The organism is Pseudomonas sp. SORT22, from assembly GCF_018417635.1.
Lineage (GTDB): Bacteria > Pseudomonadota > Gammaproteobacteria > Pseudomonadales > Pseudomonadaceae > Aquipseudomonas.
The window spans coordinates 4,942,664-4,966,635 of record NZ_CP071007.1 but is presented as its reverse complement, the minus strand read 5'-3'; the positions used below and the strand labels follow the sequence as shown (position 1 = coordinate 4,966,635).

Below are 23,972 nucleotides of genomic sequence, written 5' to 3'. Positions count from 1 at the left end.
GCTCACTCAGAAGTGGAAGCTGGTGGTCAGCAGGGCAGTGCGCCCGGCGGCCTGGTTGGCGTAGTGGGCAGCGTAGGCTTTGTCGTAGTACACCTCGTTGGTGAGGTTTTGTACGTTCAACTGCAGGTCGACGTTCTTGGTCAGCTTGTAGCTGGCCATAGCGTCGTAACGCCAGTAGGAATCGACCATCACGGTGTTGTTGACGTTGCCGAACACGTCATCGACGTAGAAGGCACCGCCGCCGACGGTCAGTTTCGGCGTGACGTTGTAGGTAGTCCACAAGGTCAGGCTGTTGTTCGGCGTGTTGGGCATCTGGTTGTCGTTGTTCGGGCTGTCGACAAACACGCCGCCGACGTTCTGCTTGCCCCCATCGATCAGCTTGGCATCCATGTAGGTGTAGCCGGCGAAGACCTGCCAGTCGTTGGTCAGCTTGCCGGTGGCGGTCAGTTCCAGACCGTCAACCCGGCTCTTGCCGACGTTCTCGTAAGTGTTGGTGCTGACCAGAACACGAGCGTTCTCTTTTTCGGTACGGAAGATTGCTGCGGTGAGGGCCAGGCGTTCGTCCAGCAGGTTCCACTTGGTGCCGATTTCGTAGTTGGTGGTTTCTTCCGGCTTCAGGTCACTGGTGGTGGTGGCGGTCAGCAATGGATTGCCGTCGCTGCCTTCACCGAGCGATGCACCGGCGGGGGTCGCCGAAGTCGCGTAGGAAATGTACACGCTACCATTCTCGGCCGGCTTCCAGGTCAGGCCCAACTGGCCGGTGACGAACTCGCTGGTGTCTTCGGTCTTGAAGCTGGTTGCGCCGCTGGCGATTTTGGTTTTGGCCTTGGTATCGAAGTGGTCGTAACGCAGGCCCATGGTCAGCAACCAGGCCGGGTCCAGTTCCAGGGTGTCGGTCAGGTAGATGGCGCGGGTGTTGCTGGTGGTATCGGCGCCAGCCAGAGTGCGGCTAACGGTGCCATCCCAGGCTTCGTTCGGGTTCGGATCGGTGAACGAGGTGCAGACTCCAGAGATCTGTCCGGTGGCGCTGCTGCAGTTGCCCGAGGCAAAGCCGGTGACGTTGTAGCCGGTCTTGACCGAGGCTTCGCGGCTCAGTTCGATACCGGTCGAGAAGTTGTTCTTGAAGCCGCCGATGTAGACCTCGCCGAACAGGTCGGTCTGGTTGGTGGTGGTGCGGGTGTTGGCCACGCGGTTGTTCGGACGGCGCCAGACTTCACCGTTGAGGATGTTGCCCTTGCTGTCGTCCGGCTGGCTAAAGATGTAGTCCTGCAGGGTGTTGCCATGGCGCAGGGTGTTCTTGATCGTCAGCGCATCGCTCAGGTCGTGCTCGAGGGCGATGGTGGTGATGTCGGCGCGGCTCTTGTAGAAGTCGCGGCCGACCAGGCCATAGAAGTTGTCGCTGTCACCGCCATCGGTCGGTTTGTCCGGGTTGGCCGAAGTGCGGTTGGCGGAGCTGCCGGATTTCAGGCTGTAGGGGATGCCCGAGTCAGGCAGGTCATCGCTCTCCATGTGGTAGTAGTCCAGGCTCAGGCGGGTGTCGGTACCCAGGCCGAAGACCAGCGACGGTGCCACGCCCCAACGGTCGTAGTTGACCTCGTCGCGGCCGGCGACGTTGCTTTCGTGGCTCATCAGGTTAAGGCGGAACGCGGCGGTGTCGAGGAACTGATAGTTGCCATCGAAGGTGTAGCGTTTGGTCTGGTCCGATCCCCAGGTGAAGGCACCATCGGTGGAGTTGCCCAAGTGCGCGCGCTTGCTCACCAGGTTGATGGTGCCGCCTGCTGCGCCGCGGCCACCGATGGCCGAGTTGGGGCCCTTGGCCACTTCGACCGATTCGATGGCGAAGATTTCCCGGGTTTGCGAGCCGGTGTCGCGAACGCCATCCAGGTACATCGAGCTCTGCGAGTCGAAACCGCGAATGAACGGACGGTCGCCGGACGGGTTGCCACCTTCGCCGGCACCCATGGTGATGCCCGGCACGGTACGCAGGGCGTCCTGCAGGTTAAGGGCGTTGGTGTCCTTGATCACTTGCTGGGGGACCACCGTCACTGTGCGCGGAATATCTACCAGCGGCGCGGTGTACTTCTGCGAAGACGCGCGTTCGACCTTGTAGTCAGTGCTGGCGGTTTCGGCCTGGCCGGTGACGCTGGTGGCATCCAGGGCGATGGCACCGTCCTTGGCAGGCTCGGCATCGGCGGCAAATGCCAGGTGCCCGGCGGAGGTCGCGGTGAGCGCTACACCAATGGCGCAGGTGAGCAAGCGTGGTGAACTGACAGCGGTTGGCACGTAGTGACGCGGCATGGTGGTCCCCTTCCCCAGGTTTTTAGGCCGCGAAATATAATGTAAACAAATATGAGTAACAATTGAGAAGAATTGCTATTTGTGCGGAATTTACAATCTTTACAATTTGTGACTGGCGGTTTTTCCGTGCTGAAACGTCCCACCTGCCGAAAGGGCTTGTAGAGAGTCAATGGGAATCAATACCATTGACGTCTTTCACCTTCAGGTGCCCGCGCCATGCTGCTACATATTTCCGGCCTGTTTTCCACCGAGGAGGTCCAGCGTATTCGCCAGGCGCTGGAGCAGACTGAATGGGCCGATGGCAAGATTACCGCGGGCTACCAGTCGGCCAAGGCCAAGCACAACCTGCAACTGCCCGAAGGCCATCCACTGGCCAAGGAAATCGGTACGGCGCTGATCGAACGCCTGTGGCAGCACCCGCAATTCATGTCGGCGGCTTTGCCGCACAAGGTGTTCCCGCCGCTGATCAACTGCTATCGCGAAGGCGGCAATTTTGGCTTTCATATCGACAACGCCCTGCGCCAGCCCCGTGGAAGCCACGAGCGGGTGCGCACCGATCTGTCCTCGACACTGTTTTTGAGCAATCCCGAGGACTACGACGGTGGTGAGCTGGTGATTCAGGATACTTTTGGCGTACAGCAGGTGAAGCTGGCGGCAGGGGACCTGGTGCTGTATCCAGGCACCAGCCTGCACAAGGTCAACCCGGTGACCCGCGGCGCGCGTTACGCGGCGTTCTTCTGGACCCAGAGCCTGGTGCGCGAAGACAGCCAGCGCGCGCTGCTGTACGAAATGGACCAGGCTATCCAGCAGCTGGGCGCCGATGTGCCGGATCACCCGGCGCTGATCCAGTTGACCGGCACCTACCACAACCTGTTGCGCCGCTGGGTCGAGGTCTGAGCCATGACCTTCGCCTTGCGTAATCGCCAGGAACTGGACAGCGAACAGTTCGCCCAGATGCTCGAACACAGCCCGGCCAAGGCGGCCCAGGCACTGCTGGCTGCAGCCGGGCAGGACATTGTCGAGGCGCAGGTGCTGCTGGGGCAGATCCTTCTTGACGGTCGCGGCATCGAGCAAGACCCGGTTCTGGCCCGGCGCTGGTTCGCGATTGCCGCCAGCCGTGGCAGCGCTATGGCGCACAACATGCTCGGGCGCTGCCAGGAGCATGGCTGGGGAGGGCAGGCTGATGTGTCGGCTGCGGCCAGGGCCTATTGTCAGGCTGCTGAAATGGGGCTGGACTGGGGCCTGTACAACTACGCCAACTTGCTGGCTACTGGCCGTGGGGTGGCTCAGAACCATCCCTTGGCATTGCTCTGCTATCGACAGGCCGCACACCTGGGCCATGCCAAGTCGATGAACCTTTATGGGCGTTATCTGGAGCAGGGGCTGGCCTGTGAGCGGGACGTTGGCCAGGCGCAAGAATGGTATCGCCGCTCTGCCGAGGCAGGTGATTTTCGCGGGCAATTCAGCTATGCCACGGTGTTGGTCGAGAGCAATCAGCTTGATGCAGCATTAGCCTGGTTCGACACCGCGCTGCGAGGCGGCAATCTGAATTTCCTGCGCAGTAGCGTCTGCACCCTGCGGCAGGTTCAGGATGAGCGTTTGCTGCCTGTCCTGCGAGCCTATGAGCAACGGCTGACGTTCATGCAACTTCACCCTTAGCAAAGCCTTCGACGACTTTCCAGGGAATCAATGCAGCCTGCCCTGCTCACGACGGAACGCCTAAGCTCAATGTGCCTGCCCGATATTTTAAAGGACTTGAGAATGGTGGATCTTGTTGATAAATCGTTTATCGCTACCCTGTATTCAACCAAAGCCGGCCGTTCAGGACAGGTTGGCATCAGTGCACAACGTACCGAGTTTGATTTTGCAGAAAGTGGCTGGCTACAGATAGTGGGGCATGGGCTGCGGGTACGGCCGATCGATTTTCATTTTCAGTTCGTTGAAGATCAAGGTGACCGGATTCATTACGACATTACCTGCGCATCCAGGGTCGATGGTTACCTGGGGAAGAAGCTGGGCAGAAGTAGTGGGGGCTATCTCGGCTTGTACGGTAAAAACGAAATTACCTTCTTCTGGAAAGTTCAGCCGCACGCAGAGTGGTACGGTCAGCAAGAACGCCACTTCATCCTGCGTGACTATGAGGGTCACGAGATAAAGAGCTACGACAGGAATCGGGATGGCGACAGGTATTTGAATGCATATGAAGGTGCGCCATTGAGCTTCGCGGTCAGGATTAAGGAAGTCCTGTAGACCGTGCTCACGCATTGATAACCCCGATCACGCAGATGATGACCAGGGGAGCCCGGGGGCAATGATGCCCCCGGTTTTTTGTGTTACAGGTAGTAGGCTTTCAGCGGCGGGAAGCCGTTGAACTCCACCGCGCTGTAGCTGGTGGTGTAGGCGCCGGTCGACAGCCAGTACAGGCGGTCGCCGATGGCCAGGTTCAGCGGCAGGCCGTATTTGTAGTGCTCGTACATGATGTCGGCGCTGTCGCAGGTGGGGCCGGCGATCACTACTTCTTCCATCTCGCCTTTCTTCTCGGTCCAGATCGGGAACTTGATCGACTCGTCCATGGTTTCGATCAGGCCGGAGAACTTGCCGACATCGGTGTACACCCAGCGCTCGACGGCGGTACGCGATTTACGCGCCACCAGCACTACTTCACTGACCAGGATGCCGGCGTTGGCGATCAGCGAACGGCCTGGCTCGAGGATGATTTCTGGCAGGTCGTCACCGAAGTCTTCCTTGAGGAAGCGGATGATTTCCTCGGCGTAGGTTTCCAGGCTGTTGGTGCGGGTGATGTAGTTGGCCGGGAAGCCGCCACCCATGTTGATCAGCTTGAGCTCGATGCCGTCTTCTTCTTTCAGGCGCTCGAAGATCACCTTCACTTTGGCGATGGCTGCATCCCAGACGCTGATGTCGCGCTGTTGCGAGCCCACATGGAACGACACGCCGTAAGGCACCAGGCCCAGGTCGCGGGCGAGGATCAACAGGTCCATGGCCATGTCGGTCTGGCAGCCGAACTTGCGCGACAGTGGCCAGTCGGCGGTGGTCGAGCCTTCGGTGAGGATGCGTACGTAGACTTTCGAGCCCGGGGCGGCCTTGGCGATGTTGCGCAGGTCGGCTTCGGAGTCGGTGGCGTACAGGCGCACGCCCTTCTCGTAGAAGTAGCGGATGTCCTTGGACTTCTTGATGGTGTTGCCGTAGCTGATGCGATCGGCGCTGACACCGCGGCCCATCACTTTGTCCAGCTCGTAGATCGAGGCGATGTCGAAGCTCGAGCCTTTTTCCTTGAGCAGGTCGATGATCTCAACGGCCGGGTTGGCCTTGACCGCGTAGTAGACCTTGGCGAATTCGAAACCGGCGCGCAGGTCGTCGTAGGCCTGGCTGATCATCTGCGTGTCGATGAGCACGAACGGGGTTTCTTGCTTGTCGGCGAAGGCCTTCATTTTCTGGAAGGTATCGCGCGCGAAGTAGTCTTCGACCTGAATCGACATGCTTAGGGACTCCATGGGCAAACTGAAAAAATAAGTGGCTGCAACTGAACGTCCTCCGTATCCCCACTTTGGTTCGCCTACTTCCCAAGGCATGTCGCCGAAAGCAAAAAGGTCAACCGTGCGTGATGAAGCGAGCTACGGGTGACCTTGCTGTCTCGTCGTCAGTACTTGAGCCGGATGGATCGTTTCCAGCATGGACGTTCGGCGCGAACTTTAGGACCTGAGGGGCTCGAGATCAACAAAAAATGTCGCGTTTTTGCACACGTCCGTCGCCCCGGGCTGGCCAGCCACTTTCTAACCGACTCAGGTAAACAGTAGATGTTCAATTTGATGACAAAAGCGTTAAAAATACCGGTATACGCCGGGATCTATCGTAGAACACGCAAATGGATGCAATAGTCAAAGTTGGTGGCGAAAGTACGGGAAAAGGCGGTAACTTTGGCGGGCAATGAGGTGACGGCGTAACCATGAATCGAAGGCTGGCCGTTCATATTTTTTTCCGCTCTGGCAGCCGATTATCTACACACATTTTCGTGATTTTTTTTCCGCTCGAACGCTTCGTCGGCAGTGGTGATCTTCGATTGCCGGCCTTAATAAGAAACATTACTATTCGCGCCATTCCTCATCGCCTGCGAAGAGCTGTGCATCGTGTCGCGACACAAAGGCTTTCTCGACCACTACCATGAGCTGATCGGCACCTGGACGCGCAAATTGCGCAGTCGTCAGCAGGCCGAGGACCTGGCGCATGATGCGTTTGTGCGGGTACTGGAAAATGACCAGGCGGGGGTCGAACAACCGCGCGCCTATTTGCACCAGACCGCACGCAACATTGCCGTGGACGGTTACCGCCGTGAAGACCGCCGCCAGGCCCTGGAGCAGGACGCCTTCGAGCCGGGCATCGACGCCAGCGGCGATCCCGAGGCCTACATGAATGCCGTGGAACTGGCCGACAGCGTCGAACGGGCCTTGGCCGAACTGCCGCTCAACTGCCGGCGGGTGTTCATCTGGCAGAAGCTCGAAGGCCTGACCCAGGCCGAGATCGCCGAGCGCATGGGCTTGACCAAGAACATGGTCGAAAAGTATATGATCCGCACGCTCCGGCATCTGCGTGAGCACCTGGATGTGTCGACGAGATGAGTCAGGCGAATGTTTTCATGAATCAGCAGGCGTGCCCGTGCGGCAACGAGACCGTGCGCGAGCAGGCAGCCCAGTGGTTTGCCCGCAGCCGCGATGGCGCGCTGGCGCCGGCGCAACAGGGCGAGTTGCAGCGCTGGCTGGCCGAGCACTCGCAGCATCAAGCTGAATTCGATCTGCTGGGCACGCTCTGGGGCGCTGCCGGGCAGGTCCCGCGTGCGCGGCTCGAAGCGCTGTGCCAGGCCGATCCGGTCAGCCAGTTGCCGCGTCGACGCTTTATTCGCCAGGCGCTGGCGGCCGGCGTCGCGACCCTGGCGCTGGGGTTGGGCTGGTTTGGCTGGCAGCAGCATCAACTTAATTACCAGGGCCAGCTGCAAACCGCCCTGGGCGAGCGGCGCCAACTCGACCTGCCGGATGGCTCACAGCTGGAGGTCAACGGTCGTACGCAACTGGTCGTGCAATTCAGCGCCGGTCAGCGGCATATCCAGTTGCGCCAGGGCGAGGTGATGTTCAGCGTCGCCCACGACAGCGCGCGGCCCTTCGTGGTCAGCACCGACAACGGCACGGTAACCGTGACCGGCACTCGTTTCGATGTGCGCCAGGACCCGGAGCAAACCCGTGTGGCGGTCGAAAACGGCTCGGTGCGGGTTGAAGGTCGCGATGCTTCCAAGGCTTTGCTGAGCGCAGGCCTGGGGGCGCATATCGATGCTCGCGGCCAGGTGGCGGCACCCTATGCGGTAGATACCGCAGCTGTGACCGCCTGGCGCAAGGGCAAGCTGGTGTTCAACGACGCGCCGCTCAGCGAGGTGGTCAAGGAAGTCTCGCGCTACCGCGAGCAGCCCCTGCGTGTCGCCCCTGGCAAAATTGCCGCGCTGCGCCTGAGCAGTACCTTCAACGCCGACGACACCGACGCCTTGCTGCGGGCGCTGCCGAGCATCCTGCCGGTGGCGATCAAGGCCCATGCCGACGGCTCCCGCGAAATAATCGCAAAATAAATTCAGGTTTTTTTCCAGTTGTTCGTCTTCCTGGCCAACTGCAACTGCCAAGCATTTCCATTTGCATGGCATTGACATTTATATGGACCCTCAGGACCTCTCGACGACGTGAACAACAACAACGTTTCCCCGCGTTCTTCCCGCTGGTTGCCCCTGGCCCTGGCACTGGCTGTCAGTGGCGGTATCGCCAGCACTTATGCCGCCCCGGCACCAGCCAGCATCCAGATCCAGGCCCAACCGCTGGCTTCGGCCTTGAGCCAACTGGGCCAGCAGACGTCGCTGCAACTGTTCTTCAGCCCCGAGCTGGTGGCCGGCAAGCAGGCACCAGCGGTCTCCGGCAACCTGCAACCGGAAGAGGCGCTGCGGGCGTTGCTTGAGGGCAGCGGCCTGACTTATGAAATTTCTCAGGGCACCGTGGTCCTGCACCCGGCGCAAAGCGCCGGCACCCTGACCACCGGCAGCCTCGAGCTGGCACCCACCGACGTCAAAGTCGTCGGTGACTGGCTGGGCAGCGCCGAAGAAACCGTGGTCCACAACCATCCCGGTGCGCGTACCGTGGTGCGCCGCGAGGCGATGATCGAGCAGGGCGCCTTGAACGTACGCGATGTGCTGCGCGGCGTGCCGGGTGTGCAGGTGCAGGACTCCAACGGTACCGGCGGCAGCGACATCGCCCTGAACGTTGGTGTACGCGGCCTGACCTCACGGCTGTCGCCACGCTCCACGGTATTGATCGATGGCATTCCGGCAGCCTTTGCGCCTTACGGCCAGCCACAACTGTCGATGGCGCCGATCTCGTCCGGCAACCTCGACAGCATCGACGTGGTGCGCGGTGCTGGGTCCGTGCGCTACGGCCCGCAGAACGTCGGCGGGGTGATCAACTTCGTCACCCGGGCCATTCCCGAGAAAGCCACCGGCGAGCTGTCGACGACGATGGAAACCTCCCGTCATGGCGGCTGGAAGCACATCGAATCGGCCTTCCTCGGCGGCACTGCCGACAATGGCCTGGGTGCGGCGCTGCTGTACTCCGGGGTCAACGGCAACGGTTATCGCAGCAGCAACAACGACAACGATATCGATGACGTGTTGCTCAAGACCCATTGGGCGGTGACCGACAGTGACGAATTCTGGCTCAACTTTCATTACTACGACGCCAAGGCCGACATGCCCGGCGGCCTGACCCAGGCCCAGTTCGACGATGATCCGTACCAGTCCGACCGCGACTACGACACCTTCAGCGGCCGGCGCAAGGACGTGTCGTTCAAGTACCTGCGCCAGATCGACGACGTCACCCAGTTCGAAGTGCAGACCTACTACACCGACAGCTTCCGCGGCAGCAGCATCGCTGCCCGTGACCAGAAGACCCTGTCGTCGTACCCGCGCAGCTACCACACCTTCGCCATCGAGCCGCGGCTGTCGCGGATCTTCTTCGCAGGCCCGACCACTCAGGAAGTCAGCGTTGGTTACCGCTACCTGAAAGAAGCGATGCACGAGCAGTCGACCCGCCTGGCGCTGATCAACAATGTCCCGACCGTGACCCCAGGCTCCGACGGCCATGTCTTCCAGGACCGCACCGGTGGCACCGAAGCCAGCGCCTACTACATCGATGACAAGATCGATGTCGGCAACTGGACCATCACCCCGGGGATCCGTTTCGAGCACATCAACACCGACTGGCATGAGCGCCCGGTGCGTGGTACCAACGGCGTGCCGGTGCAGGAAAAGAACCGCAGCGTGACCAGCAACGAGCCGCTACCGGCGCTGAGCGTGATGTATCACCTGTCGGATGAATGGAAGCTGTTCGCCAACTACGAGACCTCGTTCGGCAGCCTGCAGTACTTCCAGCTCGGCCAGGGTGGCAGTGGCGACCAGACCGCCAACGGCCTGCAGGCCGAGAAAGCCAAGACCTATGAAGTCGGCACCCGCTACAACAACGGTACCTGGGGTGGTGAGCTGACCGCGTTCTACATCGACTTCGATGACGAGTTGCAGTACATCAGCAACGACATCGGCTGGACCAACCTTGGCGCCACCAAGCACCAGGGTATCGAAGCCTCCATGCACTACGACCTGTCGGGGCTCGACCCGCGTCTGCAGGGCCTGAGTGCCAATGCCGGGTTCACCTACACCCGGGCCACCTATGAAGGCGAGATCCCCGGCTTCAAGGGCCGTGACTTGCCGTTTTATTCGCGGCAAATCGTCAATGCCGGGCTGCGCTATGAGATCAATCGCTGGACCTGGAACCTCGATGCCTACGCTCAATCGAAACAACGCGCACCGGGCACCGGCATGAATGCCGACGGCAGCTTCAACGGCAATTACATCACCGAACCGAGTGCCGATGGCCAGTACGGCGACATTCCTGGTTACGTGACCTGGGCGGCGCGCGGTGGTTATGACTTCGGCAAGGAGCTGTCGAACCTCAAGCTCGCGGCCGGGGTGAAGAACATCTTCGACAAGCAGTACTACACCCGCTCCAGCGACAACAACTCGGGGATCTACCTGGGCGAGCCGCGCACCTTCTATGTGCAGGCCAGTGTAGGTTTCTGAGGCCTGATCCCGGGGCAAGTCGGGTCGCCGCGATGCTTTTCAGCGTTACGCGACCGCTTCAGCCGGCGACACAATGCTGGTCTTGCCCCCCCGCGACCGCCCCGAGCTCAGGTAAGCGGCGATCGATTCCTGGGTCACTTCGCCGAGGAACACCTGCTCGGCGTCCAGCACCGGCAACCATGAGCGATTGAACTCGTACATCCGCGACAGCAGGATGCGCAGGTGCTCATCGTGCGAGGCGGTGGCGTTGAAGGTGCGCAGAAAATCAACGCAGCTGCCTTGCTGGCGATGCAGGTCGCGACGACGCACGTAACCCATGGCCTTGTTCTGCCCATCGGTGACCACCACGTAGCGGCGGTCATGTTCGTCCATCAGCTCCAGGGCGTCGGCCACTGGCGTTTCCGGGCTGACCGACGGCGCGTTGTCGGCGGCGTCTTCGGCACGCACCAGCAACAGGCGCTTGAGGGTGCTGTCCTGGCCAACGAAGTTGCTGACGAAGTCGTCGGCAGGGTGCGCCAGCAGGGTGTCCGGGTGGTCGATCTGGATCAGCTTGCCGGCACGGAAAATCGCAATTTTGTCACCCAGCTTGATCGCCTCGTCGATGTCGTGGCTGACCATGATCACGGTCTTGTTCAGCGCCCGCTGCATCTCGAAGAACTCGTTCTGGATCATCTCGCGGTTGATCGGGTCGACCGCACCGAACGGCTCGTCCATCAGCAGCAAGGGCGCTTCGGCGGCCAGGGCGCGGATCACGCCGATACGCTGTTGCTGGCCACCGGACAACTCACGCGGGTAGCGTTGCAGGTATTGCTTGGGCTCGAGCTTGATCATGCTCATCAACTCGCGGGCGCGCTCGTGGCATTTTTGCTTGTCCCAGCCGAGCAGGCGCGGGACCACGGTGATGTTCTCCTCGATGGTCATGTTGGGGAACAGACCGATTTGCTGGATAACGTAGCCGATGCGCCGGCGCAGGGTCACTTCATCAAGGCCGGTGGTGTCTTCGCCGTTGATCAGCACCTTGCCCGAGGTCGGCGCAATCAAGCGGTTGATCATTTTCAGCGTGGTGCTCTTGCCGCAACCGGAGGGGCCGAGGAACACGCAGATCTCGCCTTCGTTGACGGTCAGGCTGACCGAGTCGACGGCTTTGACGTCTTTGCCGTTGGCGTGGAAGGTCTTGCTGAGGTTCTGAAGTTCGATCATGGGCGCAGTCCTTTTGGAGTCAGGGAGCGTTGCAGGGCTTGCAGCAGCAGGTCGGCGAAGATGGCCAGGAGGCTCACCAGCACGGCGCCGACCAGCAGCATCGACATGTCGCTGCGGCTGATGGAGGTGAGGATGAGCACGCCCAGGCCACCAGCGCCGATGGTCGCGGCGATGGTCATGACGCCGATGTTCATGACCACGGCGGTGCGCACCCCGGCAAGGATTACCGGTACGGCGATGGGCAGCTCGACCATGCGCAGGCGCTGGCCGAAGGTCATGCCGATGCCGCGGGCGGCTTCACGAATACCCGGTTCGACATTGGTCAGGGCCAGGTAGGTGTTGCGCAGGATCGGCAACAGCGAATAGAGGAACACCGCGGTGATCGCCGGCAGCGGCCCCAGGCCCTGGCCGAACTTGGAGTAGAACGGCAGCAACAGGCCGAACAGGGCGATCGAGGGGATGGTCAGCAGCACCGTGGCGCTGGCCTGCAGGGGGCCGGCGAGGGCCGGGAAGCGGGTCATGAGGATGCCCAGCGGTACGCCGAAGACAATCGCCAGGCTGACGGCGATGCCGACCAGGGTGATGTGCTGCCAGGTCAGGTGCAGTACCTGGGCCCAGTCGAGGTGGGTAAAGGTATCGAGCATGTTATGGCTGCTCCTGTGCAGGTGGATGCTGGCGCAGGTACTCGGCGGCGACTTTGCCCGGGCTCTGGTGTTCGACATCGACCTTGGCGTTGAGCTGGCGCATGGTCTCGTCGTCGAGCTGCTCGGCCAGCGGTTTGAGCAGGCTGGCCAGTTGCGGGTTGGCGTCGAGCACGGCCTTGCGCACTACCGGGGCTGCGGTGTAGTCGGGGAAGTAGTGCTTGTCGTCTTCCAGCAGCTTGAGGTCGAAGGCGCTCAGGCGCCCGTCGGTGGTGTACACCAGGCCACTGAACACCTGGCCGTTGCGCAGCGCGGTGTAGACCAGGCCGGCGTCCATCTGGCGGATGTCGCGGCGGGTCAGTTGCAGGTCGTAGGTTTCGGTCAGGCCCACCAGGCCGTCGGGGCGGTTGGCGAACTCGGTGTCCAGGGCCACCACGTGGGTGCGGTCCTTCTCGTCGCGCAGCACCTGGTTCAGCTCACTGATGCTGTTGACCTGCGGGTACTGGTCGGCAACCTTGCGCGGCAGCGCCAGGGCGTAGGTGTTGCTGAACTTCGACGGTGTCAGCCAGATCAGGTCTTTTTGCGCATCCAGCTCCTTGACCCTGGCGTAGGTGGCCGCTGCGCTGGGCATGCGTTCGTCGATATGGTTGTAGGATACCAGCGAAACACCGGTGTATTCCCAGACCATGTCCAGCTGCCCGGTTTCGTGGGCGCTGCGGGCCAGGTTGCTGCCCAGGCCGCCGGTGATGCGCACGTCAAAACCATGCTGGTTGAGGTACTGGGCGGTGATTTCAGCCAGTACCGTTTGCTCGGTGAAGACCCGCGCACCGAGGCGGATCACAGGTTTGTTCGCGGCCTGGGCAAATCCTGCGAACAGCAGGGCCGCGCCCAACAACAAGGCGATTCTTTTCATGACAGTTCCTTCGCTTAGTGGGCCAGGCCGCGTTCAAGCCAACGGCGGCTGGACTGCGCCACCAGGGCGTCGAGCAGCAGGGCGAGCAGGGCGGTGCAGGCAGCGCCAAGCAGCAGTTGCGGCTGATTGTTCAGGGCAATGCCGGGGAAAATCAGGCTGCCCAGGCTGTTGGCGCCGATCAGGAACGACAGCGGTGCGGTACCGACGTTGATCGCCAGGGCCACCCGCACACCGCCGACGATGATCGGCACGGCGTTGGGCAACTCGACACGCCAGAGGGTCTGGCCCGGGGTCATGCCGATGCCGGTGGCGGCTTCCTTGAGCGAGGCGGGTACGTTTTTCAGGCCTTCGTAAGTGTTACGCACGATTGGCAGGAGGGAAGCGAGGAACAGCGCGAAGATCGCGGGACCGGCGCCAATGCCCAGGAAACTCAGGGCAATGGCCAGAACGGCCAGAGGGGGAATGGTGTTGCCAATGTTGAAAAACTGCATGAAGCGTTCGGCGCGGTCGACCCGGTGCGGTCGACTCAAGGCAATCCCGGCGGGTATGCCCACGGCTAACGCCGCCACCATCGACAGCAACACCAGCATCAGGTGCGCTTGCAGGTAGAACCACAAATCGGCGCGGTAGTGCGCGATCGTATCGATGCCGATCCAGTGGATCAGCAGGGCCAGGATGACGAGCACGAAGGCACATCCCATCAGCCCCTTGCCATAGCTTTTAGCCACAGGCGGACTCCTTTTGTTGTCGGCGAACACACTCCCGTGGCGGCCACCATTCCAGGCGGCAGGCAGTGTGATCGCGATAAGCAGCGCGTTGTCCGGAAACGGAGCGGAACACGCCATAAGCGAAGCCTCGTCAGGCTCGTAGTGCCGGTGAAACCAACCCTGACGAACGGTCATGACCGATTGCGTATCAGGGCAGTGGACGCCTCCACAGCCGTAAAGGTTCCCATCTGAAGCGGCATTTGGCCAGCGTTAATCCCTGAGACGCGAGGCGCTTCGCACCAGAAAACTGGTCATTTCCTCCCTGGCACCAGTGATACGTCTGCTATCCAGCCGTCTGTCATGAAGCTCAGCATTGCCGTGGAAAAGTTCATGATAGTCGCTTGAGGGAATATTCCTCTGGAGGTATTTTGTTGTCATGGTCAATCAGCTTTTGTGCCGAGTTTCGGCGGGTGGCTTTTGCGTTCGATCCCAAGCGTCGCGCCGTTATCCTGGTTGCGGGTGACAAGGCTGGAGTCAGCCAGAAACGGTTTTATCGAAATTTTATTCGGCGCGCCGATGAGCGCTTCGACAGGTATCTGTCAGGAGGTGAGGAGCATGTCCAAAACACTTGATGATGTCATCAACAGCCTTGCGCCCGAACGAAGGGCGCGTGTCGAACAACGCGGGCGTGAGTTGATCCGCGAGGAAATGACCCTGCAGGCGTTGCGCAAACAGCTGGAGTTGACTCAGGAAGGAATGTCCAAGCGGCTGGAGGTAGGTCAGGCGAATATTTCCAAGATTGAAAAACGTAGCGATATGTTGATCTCGACTCTGCGTAGCTATGTCGAGGCAATGGGTGGAACACTCGAGCTGGTTGCACACATGCCAGACCGCGGGCCTGTCACTCTTGAGGGCTTCACTGAAAATTTGCCTGGACACAAGTAGCCTACACTTCGTTTCGCGCGACAGGCGGAGGTCTCAGGCTTTGGTCCCCGTTCGACTTCGGGTATGATACTGGCCCTTTTTGAATCACCTGCCAGGCGATTTCCCATGACCAACCAGGCCGCCGAAGTCGCGAAACGCCGCACCTTCGCCATTATTTCCCACCCCGATGCGGGTAAGACCACCATCACCGAGAAGCTGTTGCTGATGGGCAAGGCGATTGCCGTTGCCGGTACGGTGAAATCGCGAAAGTCCGACCGCCATGCCACCTCCGACTGGATGGAAATGGAGAAGCAGCGTGGTATCTCCATCACCACCTCGGTGATGCAGTTCCCCTATCGCGAGCACATGATCAACCTGCTCGACACCCCGGGCCACGAAGACTTCTCGGAAGATACCTACCGCACCCTGACCGCCGTCGACTCGGCGCTGATGGTGCTCGACGGCGGTAAGGGCGTCGAGCCGCGGACCATCGCCCTGATGGACGTCTGCCGGCTGCGCGACACGCCGATCGTCAGCTTCATCAACAAACTCGACCGTGACATCCGCGACCCGATCGAACTGCTCGACGAAATCGAAGCGGTATTGAAGATCAAGGCAGCGCCGATCACCTGGCCGATCGGTTGCTACCGCGACTTCAAGGGCGTGTATCACCTGGCCGGCGACTACATCATTGTCTACACCCCGGGCCATGGCCACGAGCGCACCGAGGTGAAGATCATCGAGAAGCTCGACTCCGATGAAGCCCGTACCCACCTGGGCGACGAATACGAGCGCTTCCTCGAGCAGCTGGAGCTGGTACAGGGCGCCTGCCACGAATTCGACCAGGACGAGTTCATGCGCGGCGAGCTGACCCCTGTGTTCTTCGGTACCGCGCTGGGCAACTTCGGTGTCGACCATGTGCTCGATGCCGTCGTCGACTGGGCGCCACGCCCGCTGCCGCGCGAGGCCAACGAGCGCGCTGTCGAGCCGACCGAAGAGAAGTTCAGCGGTTTCGTGTTCAAGATCCAGGCGAACATGGACCCCAAGCACCGCGACCGTATCGCCTTCATGCGTATCTGCTCCGGCCGTTACGAAAAAGGCATGAAGATGCGCCATGTGCGCACCGGCAAGGACCTGCGTATCGGCGATGCGCTGACCTTCTTCTCCTCCGAGCGTGAGCAACTGGAAGAGGCCTGGGCCGGCGACATCATTGGCTTGCACAACCACGGCACGATCCAGATCGGTGACACCTTCACCGAAGGCGAGGCCCTGGGCTTCACCGGTATTCCGCACTTCGCCCCGGAGCTGTTCCGCCGCGTGCGCCTGAAAGACCCGCTCAAGTCCAAGCAACTGCGCCAGGGCCTGCAGCAGCTGGCCGAAGAAGGCGCGACCCAGGTGTTCTTCCCCGAGCGCAGCAACGACATCATCCTCGGCGCCGTCGGTGTGCTGCAGTTCGATGTGGTCGCCAGCCGCCTGAAGGAAGAGTACAAGGTCGAGTGTGCCTACGAGCCGATCACCGTCTGGTCGGCGCGCTGGATCAGCTGCGAGGACAAGAAGAAGCTTGAGGAATTCAAGAACAAGGCCGTGGAGAACCTGGCCATCGACGGCGGTGGTCACCTGACCTACCTGGCCCCGACCCGGGTCAACCTGGCGCTGATGGAAGAGCGCTGGCCGGATGTGAAGTTCCGCGCTACCCGCGAGCATCATTGATTGCCCGACCCCGCCGCTTCTGGGTGGCGGGGTCGCCTCCTTTCAAGGGTGCATTTCTGCGCCCAACCGGTAGATCAGCAATGCCAGGCTGTCGGCATTGAACAGCATGATCTGCGCGCGTTTTTCGCTGTCACTCAGGAACACCTGACGAGCTTGCTGCAGATCCTGCGCGCCGGTGATCTTCAGGATCAGTTTCTTGCCTTTGCGATCGCTGCGACGCAAGTCGCGCAGCCTGCCAGTGTCTTCATCGTACAACGTGAACAACTTGTTCATCGGCGTCATGGCGCTGAAGCCGCTTTCGTGGGCGCGTTCCAGCCAGGCGCGCTCGGGGCCGGGGATCAGCCAGTCGGCGTACGGGGCAACACCCAGGGTGTAGGTGATGTCGCGGGTCTGGCAGGCCAGGTGAGACAGTTCATGCAGCAAGGTAAAGGCGCGGGTGAGGTTGGCGGCTGCCGGCTGGGCGTATCGGCGTTGTAGCGGCAACTGGTTGATGGTCGGGTTGTCGAAGAAGGCGTCGAGCAGAAAGATCTGCCGGCTGCGGTCGGCCGGGTTGACGAAGGCGCTGGCATCGATAGGCGCACCGACTCTGCTGCCCATGACATAGCGAGTCGAATGGGCGGGTGAGTAATTACGCGACAACAGCAGCGTCAGCAGTTTTTCTATCGGCCTGCTGACTTGCAGCAGAAGTGTGTCGGATACATCCGCGACGTTGAAGAAGTCCCTGAGGACCCTGGCCGTTTGTAGGGGTAGCTGGCGGGCTGTGGTGCGGCTGATGTTGAAGTGGCAGTTCACCAGGTAGGTTACTGCAGTATCGTGCGCTTCGCGGATCAGGTTGCCGCGATAAGGGTTTACGCGCTGGATCTGTGGCATGCCAACTGCGAGTATCGCGATCTGTTCCCGGGAGACGACCCGACGGGTATGGCGGCCGCTGAGGTCGCTCAGCACACCGCCGGCTTCGACCGGTTGCGGGCGTTCGGGCGCCGGGCTGCTCTCCTGATTTTTCCAGAACTTCTCCAGCGATTCGACCCCGACGGCGTCTTTGCCAACCAGCAGGCCCTGCACCAGCGCCGCGCAGAGTTCGGCCAGTGACTGGCTCCAGTTGCTGCGGTCGGCTTTTTCCAGGGTTTGCAGCACACTGGTTTCGGTCTGGAAAATACCCAGCAGCGTGCCCAGCCTGCCCGGCAGAAACAGGCTGGCTTGCAACCACAGCTGACCGAGCAGGTTCTTCAAGGTTTGCCAGCGCGCCTCTTCGAGGGTCACCAGCTGGGCGTGGGCCATGTCCTGGAGCATCTGGGCGTTATCCACGAACAGTTGCTTGAACAGGTTGCCCGCGATCGGACGCCAGGCCAGGGTGATGGGGCCGGGGCGAGAAAACGGCAGGTCGAAATCCGATTCCACACTAAATGGCAGGTGTGGCTCTTCAAAGCCGCCGCGCCCATAGCGTTTGCGCATCTGCGCTGGCATACGCCCGAGCAGCAAGGCCTGCAACGCTGGCGTGGTCCTGATCTTTTTCAGCAGGTCACGGCTATCGGCAAATTGCCGATAGGCCTGGCGGCTGTCGTAAGGGCTGTACAGCACCAGCGGGCCCGCCTGCTGATTGCCGATCAGGTACAGGCCAGGCACCTGGTCCGGTTCAAGCCCGCTATCGGCCACCAACAGCAGTGGTGTCATGTGCTGTGTGCGGTCTTCTGGCAGTTCCAGTACCTGGGTAACCGTCTGTAGCGCTGCGCCATCGAGCTCGCCCTTGAGGCGGGCACGCCAGGCCGCTTCGAGCATTTGCCCGGGCAGTTGCCGGCAGAAGGTTGCCAGGCGCCGGGCATAGTCGGGGTCGTGTTCGGCGAATTTCTGCTGCAGCAGGCGCTGGTAGTGGCCGCCAATATCCAGCGCCTTGGCCACCTTACGAACGTATTGGCTGCGCAAGGTGGGTGGCAGCAGCTCACCCTTCTGGTCGGTCACCAGGGTGATTGCGTTGTCCCAGTCGCGGTAATGATCGAGCGCATAGTCAACCAGGGACTGGCGATGGCGCACGTAGCTGGCCGGCAGTGACAAGGGGATTTCCCCGGGCAGTGGCGGCGCAGTGATCCAGCGGTTGGTGGTGACCTGGATATCTTCAGGCCGGTAGTGGCCGGGGCCGAAATCCTGGTCCAGGCGCTGCTGCAGTTGTTCGCGGGCATAGGTGTCGATTTCGGGGATATCGAACAGGTAATCATCGTTTGCGCCCAGCAGGTTGCTGGCCAACACGCGTAAGTAGGCATGTTGATCTTCTGCCGAGGCCTGGCGCAGCCACTCGGGTGCATGGGCTGCAACAGCCTCTGCCCTGGCGCGATCCTGCAGGTCGCGCAGGGTTGCGCCAATGGCATCGGTTTCGCTGATATAGCGGTTGAAGGCCTTGACCACGTTGCCCGGCAGGCGCGCAGCGATGGCCCGGTCGTACAGGGCCAGAATCCGCGCCCGCCGAGAGGGCAGCGCAGCAGGCGCAAAGGCAACGCCCAGGCGTTCGGCCAGCGTGCTGAGCAGGGCCAGCAGTTGCTCCTGGTAGTCTTGGCTCAGTTGCCCGTCGCGCACCAATACTGCTTGCAGTTGCCCGCGAAGGTGCTGGCGCAAGCGTCTGGCGCTATGGCCGAGCAAGGCCGGCGGGAGCAACGGTAAGGGGGTCGGCAGTTCAGCCGCGGTGGTGGCGCTGGCACGCCATTGGCTGTTATCGGCGGGGTGCCAGATCAGTTCGAGCAGCGACAGGACCGGGGTACTGCGGCCCTCCGGTTGCACGCTGATGGCGTGCAGGGGAGGGGCTTTGTGCAGAAAGCTGGACAGTTCGTGCTTGAGCAGTGCCCGGGTGACTGAGCTGAGGCTCGGGCGCTGGGCGAGCATGGCCTGGTATTCCTGGGCCAATTGTCCGACCTGGGTTTGCATCGATTGCGCATCCAGGCTGGCGTTGCCGAGGGTGCGGGCAAGTTGCTGCAATGTGGCGGTCGAGGGCGCTGCTTGCTGGGTGTGCAGGGGGGCGGCCTGGTCGGCAAGGCGATCATTGATCGTCAACATCAGGCTGTCGAACAGCGGCGCAGCCAGCAGATTGACCTGAAAATCCACAGCAGGTTGGCGCTGCAGTAACTGCTGTTGCGCCTGTGGTGCGTAACGCAGCACTGTTGCCATCAGCGCAGGTTGATCCTGCAGGCCCAGCAGCGTCTGCTTGGCCTGGCGCCGATCGGCAAAGCGTTGCAGGCCGATGTCGGGGTTGTAGATGAACACTTCGGGCCAGTCGGCGCGGCTGAGCAGAAAGGTGGTGTCCAGGGCTATGGCCTGGCCATCGCCAGTCACCGCATCCAGGCGGTCGACGCGCAGCGCCGGGTCGTCGCCCAGTCGTTGCAGGGATTGTCGTTGCGCGGCGCTCAGCGGTTGCCTGGCGTCGAGGTGCTCGAGGTGACGCAGATAACCTGCGCGCAGGGCATCAGGATGAAAGTAGGGCAGGTTGGCCAACGGCATGAAAGTGTCCCGGCGGTACAAGGCAGCCGGGGGCCGATCCCCGCGGCAATCACTGGAGATTGCCGCGGGTAAGCAGGGCCGGGGCGTTACTTATATCAATTGCCGGCCTTGATGCTGGTCCAGATGCGCGTGCGGATGCGGTCGATCTTGGCCGGCATCGCCTCCAGGGCGTAGAGCTTGCCAAGCATCTCGTCGCTCGGGTAAATCATGGTATTGGCCTTGAGCGCCGGGTCGACCAGGGTGTCGGCCTTGAGGTTGCCGTTGGCGTACTGCACATGGTTGCTGATGTTGGCCATCACCTCGGGCTGCAACAGGTAGTTCATGTAGGCGTAACCGGCTTTTTCGTCCGGGGCATCAGCCGGCATGGCGACCATGTCGAACCACATCGGCGCGCCTTCCTTGGGAATCGAGTAGCCGACCTTCACGCCGTTGTTGGCTTCTTCGGCGCGGTTCCTGGCTTGCAGCACGTCGCCGGAGAAGCCCACCACCACGCAGATATCGCCATTGGCCAGGTCGCCGGTGTACTTGGAGGAGTGGAAGTAGCTGATGAACGGGCGCACCTTCATCAGCAGCTCCTTGGCCTTGTCGTAATCCTCGGGCTTCTGGCTGTGGTGTGGCAGGCCCAGGTAATTGAGGGCGATAGGTAACAGTTCCGGGCCGTTGTCGAGCAGCGCCACGCCGCAGCCTTTCAGCTTGCTGATGTACTCGGGCTTGAAGATCAGGTCCCAGGAATCCAGCGGGGCGTTGTCGCCGAGCACCGCCTTGACCTTGTCGATGTTGTAGCCGATCCCGGTGCTGCCCCACAGGTAAGGGAAGCCGTACTGGTTGCCCGGGTCGTTGACCTCCAGGGCCTTGAGCAGCACCGGGTTGAGGTTCTTCCAGTTGGGCAGCTGGGTCTTGTCCAGTTGCTTGAGCGCCTTGCCCTGGATCTGCCGGGCCATGAAGTGGTTGGAGGGGAACACCACGTCGTAGCCGGAGTTGCCGGTCATCAGCTTGCCGTCGAGGGTTTCGTTGCTGTCGAACACGTCGTAGGTCGGCACGATGCCGCTGGCCTGCTGGAAGTTCTTCAGGGTGTCGGGGGCGATGTAGCTGGACCAGTTGTAGATCTTTACCGAGTCGGCCGCCTGGGCGACGGAGGCGGCCAGCAACACAGGTGCGAAGAGCAATGGGCGCATGTCTGGATTCCTTGCTTGGTCTGTTTTTTATCGAAGGAGGCAGGCGATCAAATGATCAGAAAATCAGCACATAGGTTTTGCGCACGGTCTCCTGGATGTCCCAGGTGCCGGTGCTGTTGGCCGGCAGCATGATCGCGTCGCCGGCTTCGATGGTCAGCGGCTCGCCGCCATCCGGGGTGAAGGTGCAGCGGCCCTTGATGAAGTGGCAGAACTCCTGCTGGACGATCTGCCGGCGCCAGCGCCCCGGGGTGCATTCCCAGATGCCGGTTTCGACGCCGTCGCTGCGCTCGACGCTGGTGACCGAGGCGATCGAGACCGGCTCGCCGAGTGGCACCGCCACCGGGTTGGATTCGACCAGGGTGACACTGTCGGTGTTCTTGAACTGGGTAATGCTCATAGCGGTGGATCCTGTGCAGGGGTTCAAAAAGTCAGCGCATGAAACCTTCCATGAAGTCCGCTACGCCGCTGGCCAGGCGTCGGCGCCAGGGGGCGCTGGCCGGGTTGGCGAGGGTCTGGTCTTCATGGACGAAACTCTTGATGATCGCGTTGTAGCCCAGCCAGCGGCAGGGTTCCGGCTCCCAGCCGGGCAGGCTGTGCAGGGCGCGGTCGTGGCTGGCCCAGGGCTGCTCGGTGAGCGGGCTGCGCCGCTCGAGGATCAGCTCGGCCAGGGTCCGCCCGCCGAGGTTGCTGGCGCCAACGCCTTCGCCGCCATAGCCGCCGGCCAGGGCGATGCCCTGTTTGCGGTCGCAGAACATGTGCGGCTGGAAGCGCCGGGCCATGCCCAGGTTGCCGCCCCAGGCGTGGGTGATCCTGACCTTCTGCAACTGCGGGAACAACTCGCCGAACAGGTAGCGGCGCAGTTCGATTTCGCTGTCGGTGAGGTCGAAGTTGTCGCGCAGGCGGCCGGCAAAGCGATAGCCGCCGCGGGCGCCGAACACCAGGCGGTTGTCCAGGCTGCGCTGGCCATAGGTGACCTGGCGGCTGTTCTCGCTGAAGGCCCGGCCATGGTTGAGGCCGATCTGCTCCCAGACCTGTTCGGGCAGTGGCTCGGTGGCCACCAGCAGGCTTTGCACCGGCATCTGGTAGCGCCCCAGCGGCGGCAGGTTGACCGAGTAGCCTTCGACTGCTGGCACCAGCCACTGGCATTTGATCCGTGCCTGCAAGGTGCGTGCTTCACCGGCGCGCCACTGGGTTACGGGGCTGTTCTCATAGAGCTTCACACCCATGGCCTCTACCGTGCGGGCCAGGCCGCGCACCAGTTTGGCCGGCTGGATTGTGGCGACATTGGGGTTGAAGATCGCGCCATAGGGGCGGCTGATACGCAACTGCGATGCCAGCTCATCGGGGCTTAGCCAGCGGTAGTCGGCTTCGTTCAGGCCCTGCTTGTAGAGCTTGTTCAGATACGCGCGCAGGCTGGTTTCCTGCTCGGGGTAGCGCGCGGCGCAGTACAGCACGCCGCCCTTGCGGTAGTCGCAGTCGATGCCTTCGCGTTCGAGCACCTGGGCCACTTCATCGGGAATGCCGTGCAACAGGTCATAGGCGGCGCGCCGCTGCTCGGGCGTGCTGCCGGCGAGCAGGCGGTCTTCACCGAGCAGGTTGCCCATCAGCCAGCCGCCATTGCGTCCGGAGGCGCCGAAGCCCGCAATCTGCGCTTCGACGATGGCGATGTTCAGCTGTGGTGCCAGGCGCTTGAGGTAGTAGGCGGTCCACAGCCCGGTGTAGCCAGCGCCGATGATGCAGACGTCGACGTCCAGGTCCTGTTGCAGCGCCGGGCGTGCGCTCAACGGCTCATCGAGTTGGTCCATCCACAGGCTGATACTGCGCCATGCCAGCATTGTTCGGCTCCACATCGGTAACGGTCTGTGGCGATCCTAGAAGCTTGCGGGGCGCTGTGTCTTACGTGCGTGCACGCAGAGAATTCTGCTTCACGTAGGCCTTGGGCGACAGGCCGGTGTGCTGGCGGAAACTTTTGTAGAACGCCGACAGCGAATTGAAACCGGCAGCAAAGGCCAGCTCGTCGATGCGTGCAACCGTGGCGGTGGCGCCGAGGCTGGTGAGCAGGTGCTGCAGGCGTGCCTGGTTGACGTAGCGGTAGAAGCTCTGGCCGAGCACCTGGTTGAGCAGGTAGGAGATCTGGTTGCGGCTGTAGCCGCTTTCGCGGGCCACCCGTTGCAGGTCGAGCTCCGGGTCGAGGTAGGGCTGCTGGCGCTGGAAGTACTGCTCCAGGTCCTGGGCCATGAAGCTCAGTTGGCGTGGTGACAGGCCCAGGCGGCTGGCGGCCGGGCGCAGGTCATTGTGGCCAGTGTCCTGGCTGGGCGCGCGGACCAGCGAGGCGTACTCGTTGACCCGCCAGATCAGGCCGTCGCGCACGGTGATCGCTTCGCTGGCCTGGAACGCCACCAGGCCTTCGCCACCGCGCAGGGTGACCTGGTACTGGATGAAGGCGGTGCAGCCATCGACGCGGATGCGGTCGCTGTGGACGATGTCTTCACCGGCTTCGCGGGGCATGCTCACACGCACGTATTCGCGCAGCTCATCGAGGTGCAGGACGCGGTTCTGGAAATAGTCGTTGTACTGGATATCGGGGTGATACAAGGCCATGACCCCGTCGAGGTCGCGATGCTTCCAGCACAGGTGGTAGCGCAGGACGGTGGCGGCGGTTTCCGGGGTTTGCTCCGGGCCGTCGGGGATAGGGTCTGGGGTCATTGCTGGATAGTGATGGAGGGGCCAATCGCGGGTCAAGTCGAGGCG

20 protein-coding genes are annotated in these 23,972 nt (G+C 61.8%); 9 read left to right on the top strand and 11 right to left on the bottom strand.

Features of this window, described 5'->3' with window-relative positions; genetic code table 11:
- Nucleotides 1-6 precede the first annotated feature (6 nt).
- Nucleotides 7-2,298, bottom strand: coding sequence for a TonB-dependent receptor (locus JYG36_RS22745; RefSeq protein ID WP_045196234.1), 2,292 nt, complete (start codon nt 2,296-2,298; stop codon nt 7-9).
- 216 nt (nt 2,299-2,514) lie between these two features.
- On the opposite strand from JYG36_RS22745, the gene JYG36_RS22740 reads away from it, so the two are divergent.
- Genes JYG36_RS22740 through JYG36_RS22730 form a run of 3 tightly spaced genes read left to right on the top strand, consistent with a single transcriptional unit; the run spans nt 2,515 to nt 4,548 of the window.
- Nucleotides 2,515-3,195, top strand: a complete 681-nt coding sequence (locus JYG36_RS22740) for a Fe2+-dependent dioxygenase (RefSeq protein ID WP_213602360.1) — start codon at nt 2,515-2,517, stop codon at nt 3,193-3,195.
- A 3-nt stretch (nt 3,196-3,198) separates the two neighbouring features.
- Nucleotides 3,199-3,957, top strand: a complete 759-nt coding sequence (locus JYG36_RS22735) for a tetratricopeptide repeat protein (RefSeq protein WP_093388102.1) — start codon at nt 3,199-3,201, stop codon at nt 3,955-3,957.
- A gap of 30 nt (nt 3,958-3,987) precedes the next feature.
- Nucleotides 3,988-4,548, top strand: coding sequence for a hypothetical protein (locus JYG36_RS22730; protein ID WP_213602358.1), 561 nt, complete (start codon nt 3,988-3,990; stop codon nt 4,546-4,548).
- Nucleotides 4,549-4,631: 83 nt separating this feature from the next.
- Here the strand turns inward: JYG36_RS22730 and JYG36_RS22725 are convergent, their stop codons facing one another.
- Nucleotides 4,632-5,795: a type III PLP-dependent enzyme gene (locus JYG36_RS22725; RefSeq protein WP_036993923.1), complete on the bottom strand. Its 1,164-nt coding sequence runs from the start codon at nt 5,793-5,795 to the stop codon at nt 4,632-4,634.
- Between the two features lie 648 nt (nt 5,796-6,443).
- On the opposite strand from JYG36_RS22725, the gene JYG36_RS22720 reads away from it, so the two are divergent.
- The 3 genes from JYG36_RS22720 (at nt 6,444) to JYG36_RS22710 (ending at nt 10,471) form a co-directional block, all read left to right on the top strand.
- Nucleotides 6,444-6,932, top strand: coding sequence for an RNA polymerase sigma factor (locus tag JYG36_RS22720; RefSeq protein WP_045196243.1), 489 nt, complete (start codon nt 6,444-6,446; stop codon nt 6,930-6,932).
- A gap of 17 nt (nt 6,933-6,949) precedes the next feature.
- Nucleotides 6,950-7,924, top strand: a complete 975-nt coding sequence (locus JYG36_RS22715; protein ID WP_213602356.1) for a FecR family protein — start codon at nt 6,950-6,952, stop codon at nt 7,922-7,924.
- A gap of 108 nt (nt 7,925-8,032) precedes the next feature.
- The gene (locus JYG36_RS22710) at nt 8,033-10,471 is read left to right on the top strand and encodes a TonB-dependent siderophore receptor (protein ID WP_045196248.1); all 2,439 of its coding nucleotides are present in this window, start codon (nt 8,033-8,035) and stop codon (nt 10,469-10,471) included.
- 45 nt (nt 10,472-10,516) lie between these two features.
- Here the strand turns inward: JYG36_RS22710 and JYG36_RS22705 are convergent, their stop codons facing one another.
- The 4 genes from JYG36_RS22705 to JYG36_RS22690 are packed head-to-tail and all read right to left on the bottom strand — an operon-like array spanning nt 10,517 to nt 13,953.
- Complete coding sequence (locus JYG36_RS22705; protein ID WP_195885715.1) at nt 10,517-11,671, bottom strand: osmoprotectant ABC transporter ATP-binding protein OsmV; 1,155 nt, start codon at nt 11,669-11,671, stop codon at nt 10,517-10,519.
- Nucleotides 11,668-12,315 carry an ABC transporter permease gene (locus JYG36_RS22700; protein WP_045196252.1) on the bottom strand — a complete coding sequence of 216 codons (648 nt, stop codon included), beginning with the start codon at nt 12,313-12,315 and terminating at the stop codon, nt 11,668-11,670. Before JYG36_RS22700 ends, JYG36_RS22705 begins: the two co-directional genes overlap by 4 nt.
- A 1-nt stretch (nt 12,316) precedes the next feature.
- Complete coding sequence (locus JYG36_RS22695; protein ID WP_045196254.1) at nt 12,317-13,225, bottom strand: glycine betaine ABC transporter substrate-binding protein; 909 nt, start codon at nt 13,223-13,225, stop codon at nt 12,317-12,319.
- 14 nt (nt 13,226-13,239) lie between these two features.
- Nucleotides 13,240-13,953 carry an ABC transporter permease gene (locus JYG36_RS22690; protein ID WP_045196256.1) on the bottom strand — a complete coding sequence of 238 codons (714 nt, stop codon included), beginning with the start codon at nt 13,951-13,953 and terminating at the stop codon, nt 13,240-13,242.
- 449 nt (nt 13,954-14,402) lie between these two features.
- Between JYG36_RS22690 and JYG36_RS26870 the strand changes: the two genes are divergently transcribed.
- The 3 genes from JYG36_RS26870 (at nt 14,403) to JYG36_RS22675 (ending at nt 16,566) form a co-directional block, all read left to right on the top strand.
- Nucleotides 14,403-14,564 carry a type II toxin-antitoxin system RelE/ParE family toxin gene (locus JYG36_RS26870; RefSeq protein ID WP_249744450.1) on the top strand — a complete coding sequence of 54 codons (162 nt, stop codon included), beginning with the start codon at nt 14,403-14,405 and terminating at the stop codon, nt 14,562-14,564.
- The gene (locus JYG36_RS22680) at nt 14,548-14,877 is read left to right on the top strand and encodes an XRE family transcriptional regulator (RefSeq protein ID WP_093388115.1); all 330 of its coding nucleotides are present in this window, start codon (nt 14,548-14,550) and stop codon (nt 14,875-14,877) included. Before JYG36_RS26870 ends, JYG36_RS22680 begins: the two co-directional genes overlap by 17 nt.
- Before the next feature lie 105 nt (nt 14,878-14,982).
- On the top strand, nt 14,983-16,566 hold the full coding sequence (locus JYG36_RS22675; protein ID WP_093388118.1) for a peptide chain release factor 3: 1,584 nt from the start codon (nt 14,983-14,985) through the stop codon (nt 16,564-16,566).
- Nucleotides 16,567-16,608: 42 nt separating this feature from the next.
- Here JYG36_RS22675 and JYG36_RS22670 read toward each other — a convergent pair whose 3' ends face one another.
- The 5 genes from JYG36_RS22670 to JYG36_RS22650 all read right to left on the bottom strand — a co-directional run bounded on the left by JYG36_RS22670 (nt 16,609) and on the right by JYG36_RS22650 (nt 23,927).
- A complete protein-coding gene (locus tag JYG36_RS22670; protein ID WP_213602352.1) occupies nt 16,609-20,046 on the bottom strand; it encodes a dermonecrotic toxin domain-containing protein in 3,438 nt (1,145 codons plus the stop codon).
- Nucleotides 20,047-20,141: 95 nt separating this feature from the next.
- Entirely contained in the window at nt 20,142-21,221 is a 1,080-nt protein-coding gene (locus JYG36_RS22665) for a polyamine ABC transporter substrate-binding protein (protein WP_213602350.1), read from the bottom strand.
- Nucleotides 21,222-21,276: 55 nt separating this feature from the next.
- Nucleotides 21,277-21,618, bottom strand: a complete 342-nt coding sequence (locus JYG36_RS22660) for a cupin domain-containing protein (RefSeq protein ID WP_213602348.1) — start codon at nt 21,616-21,618, stop codon at nt 21,277-21,279.
- A 31-nt stretch (nt 21,619-21,649) separates the two neighbouring features.
- On the bottom strand, nt 21,650-23,056 hold the full coding sequence (locus JYG36_RS22655) for an NAD(P)/FAD-dependent oxidoreductase (protein WP_213602346.1): 1,407 nt from the start codon (nt 23,054-23,056) through the stop codon (nt 21,650-21,652).
- Nucleotides 23,057-23,117: 61 nt separating this feature from the next.
- Entirely contained in the window at nt 23,118-23,927 is an 810-nt protein-coding gene (locus JYG36_RS22650; protein ID WP_093388127.1) for an AraC family transcriptional regulator, read from the bottom strand.
- Nucleotides 23,928-23,972 lie beyond the last annotated feature (45 nt).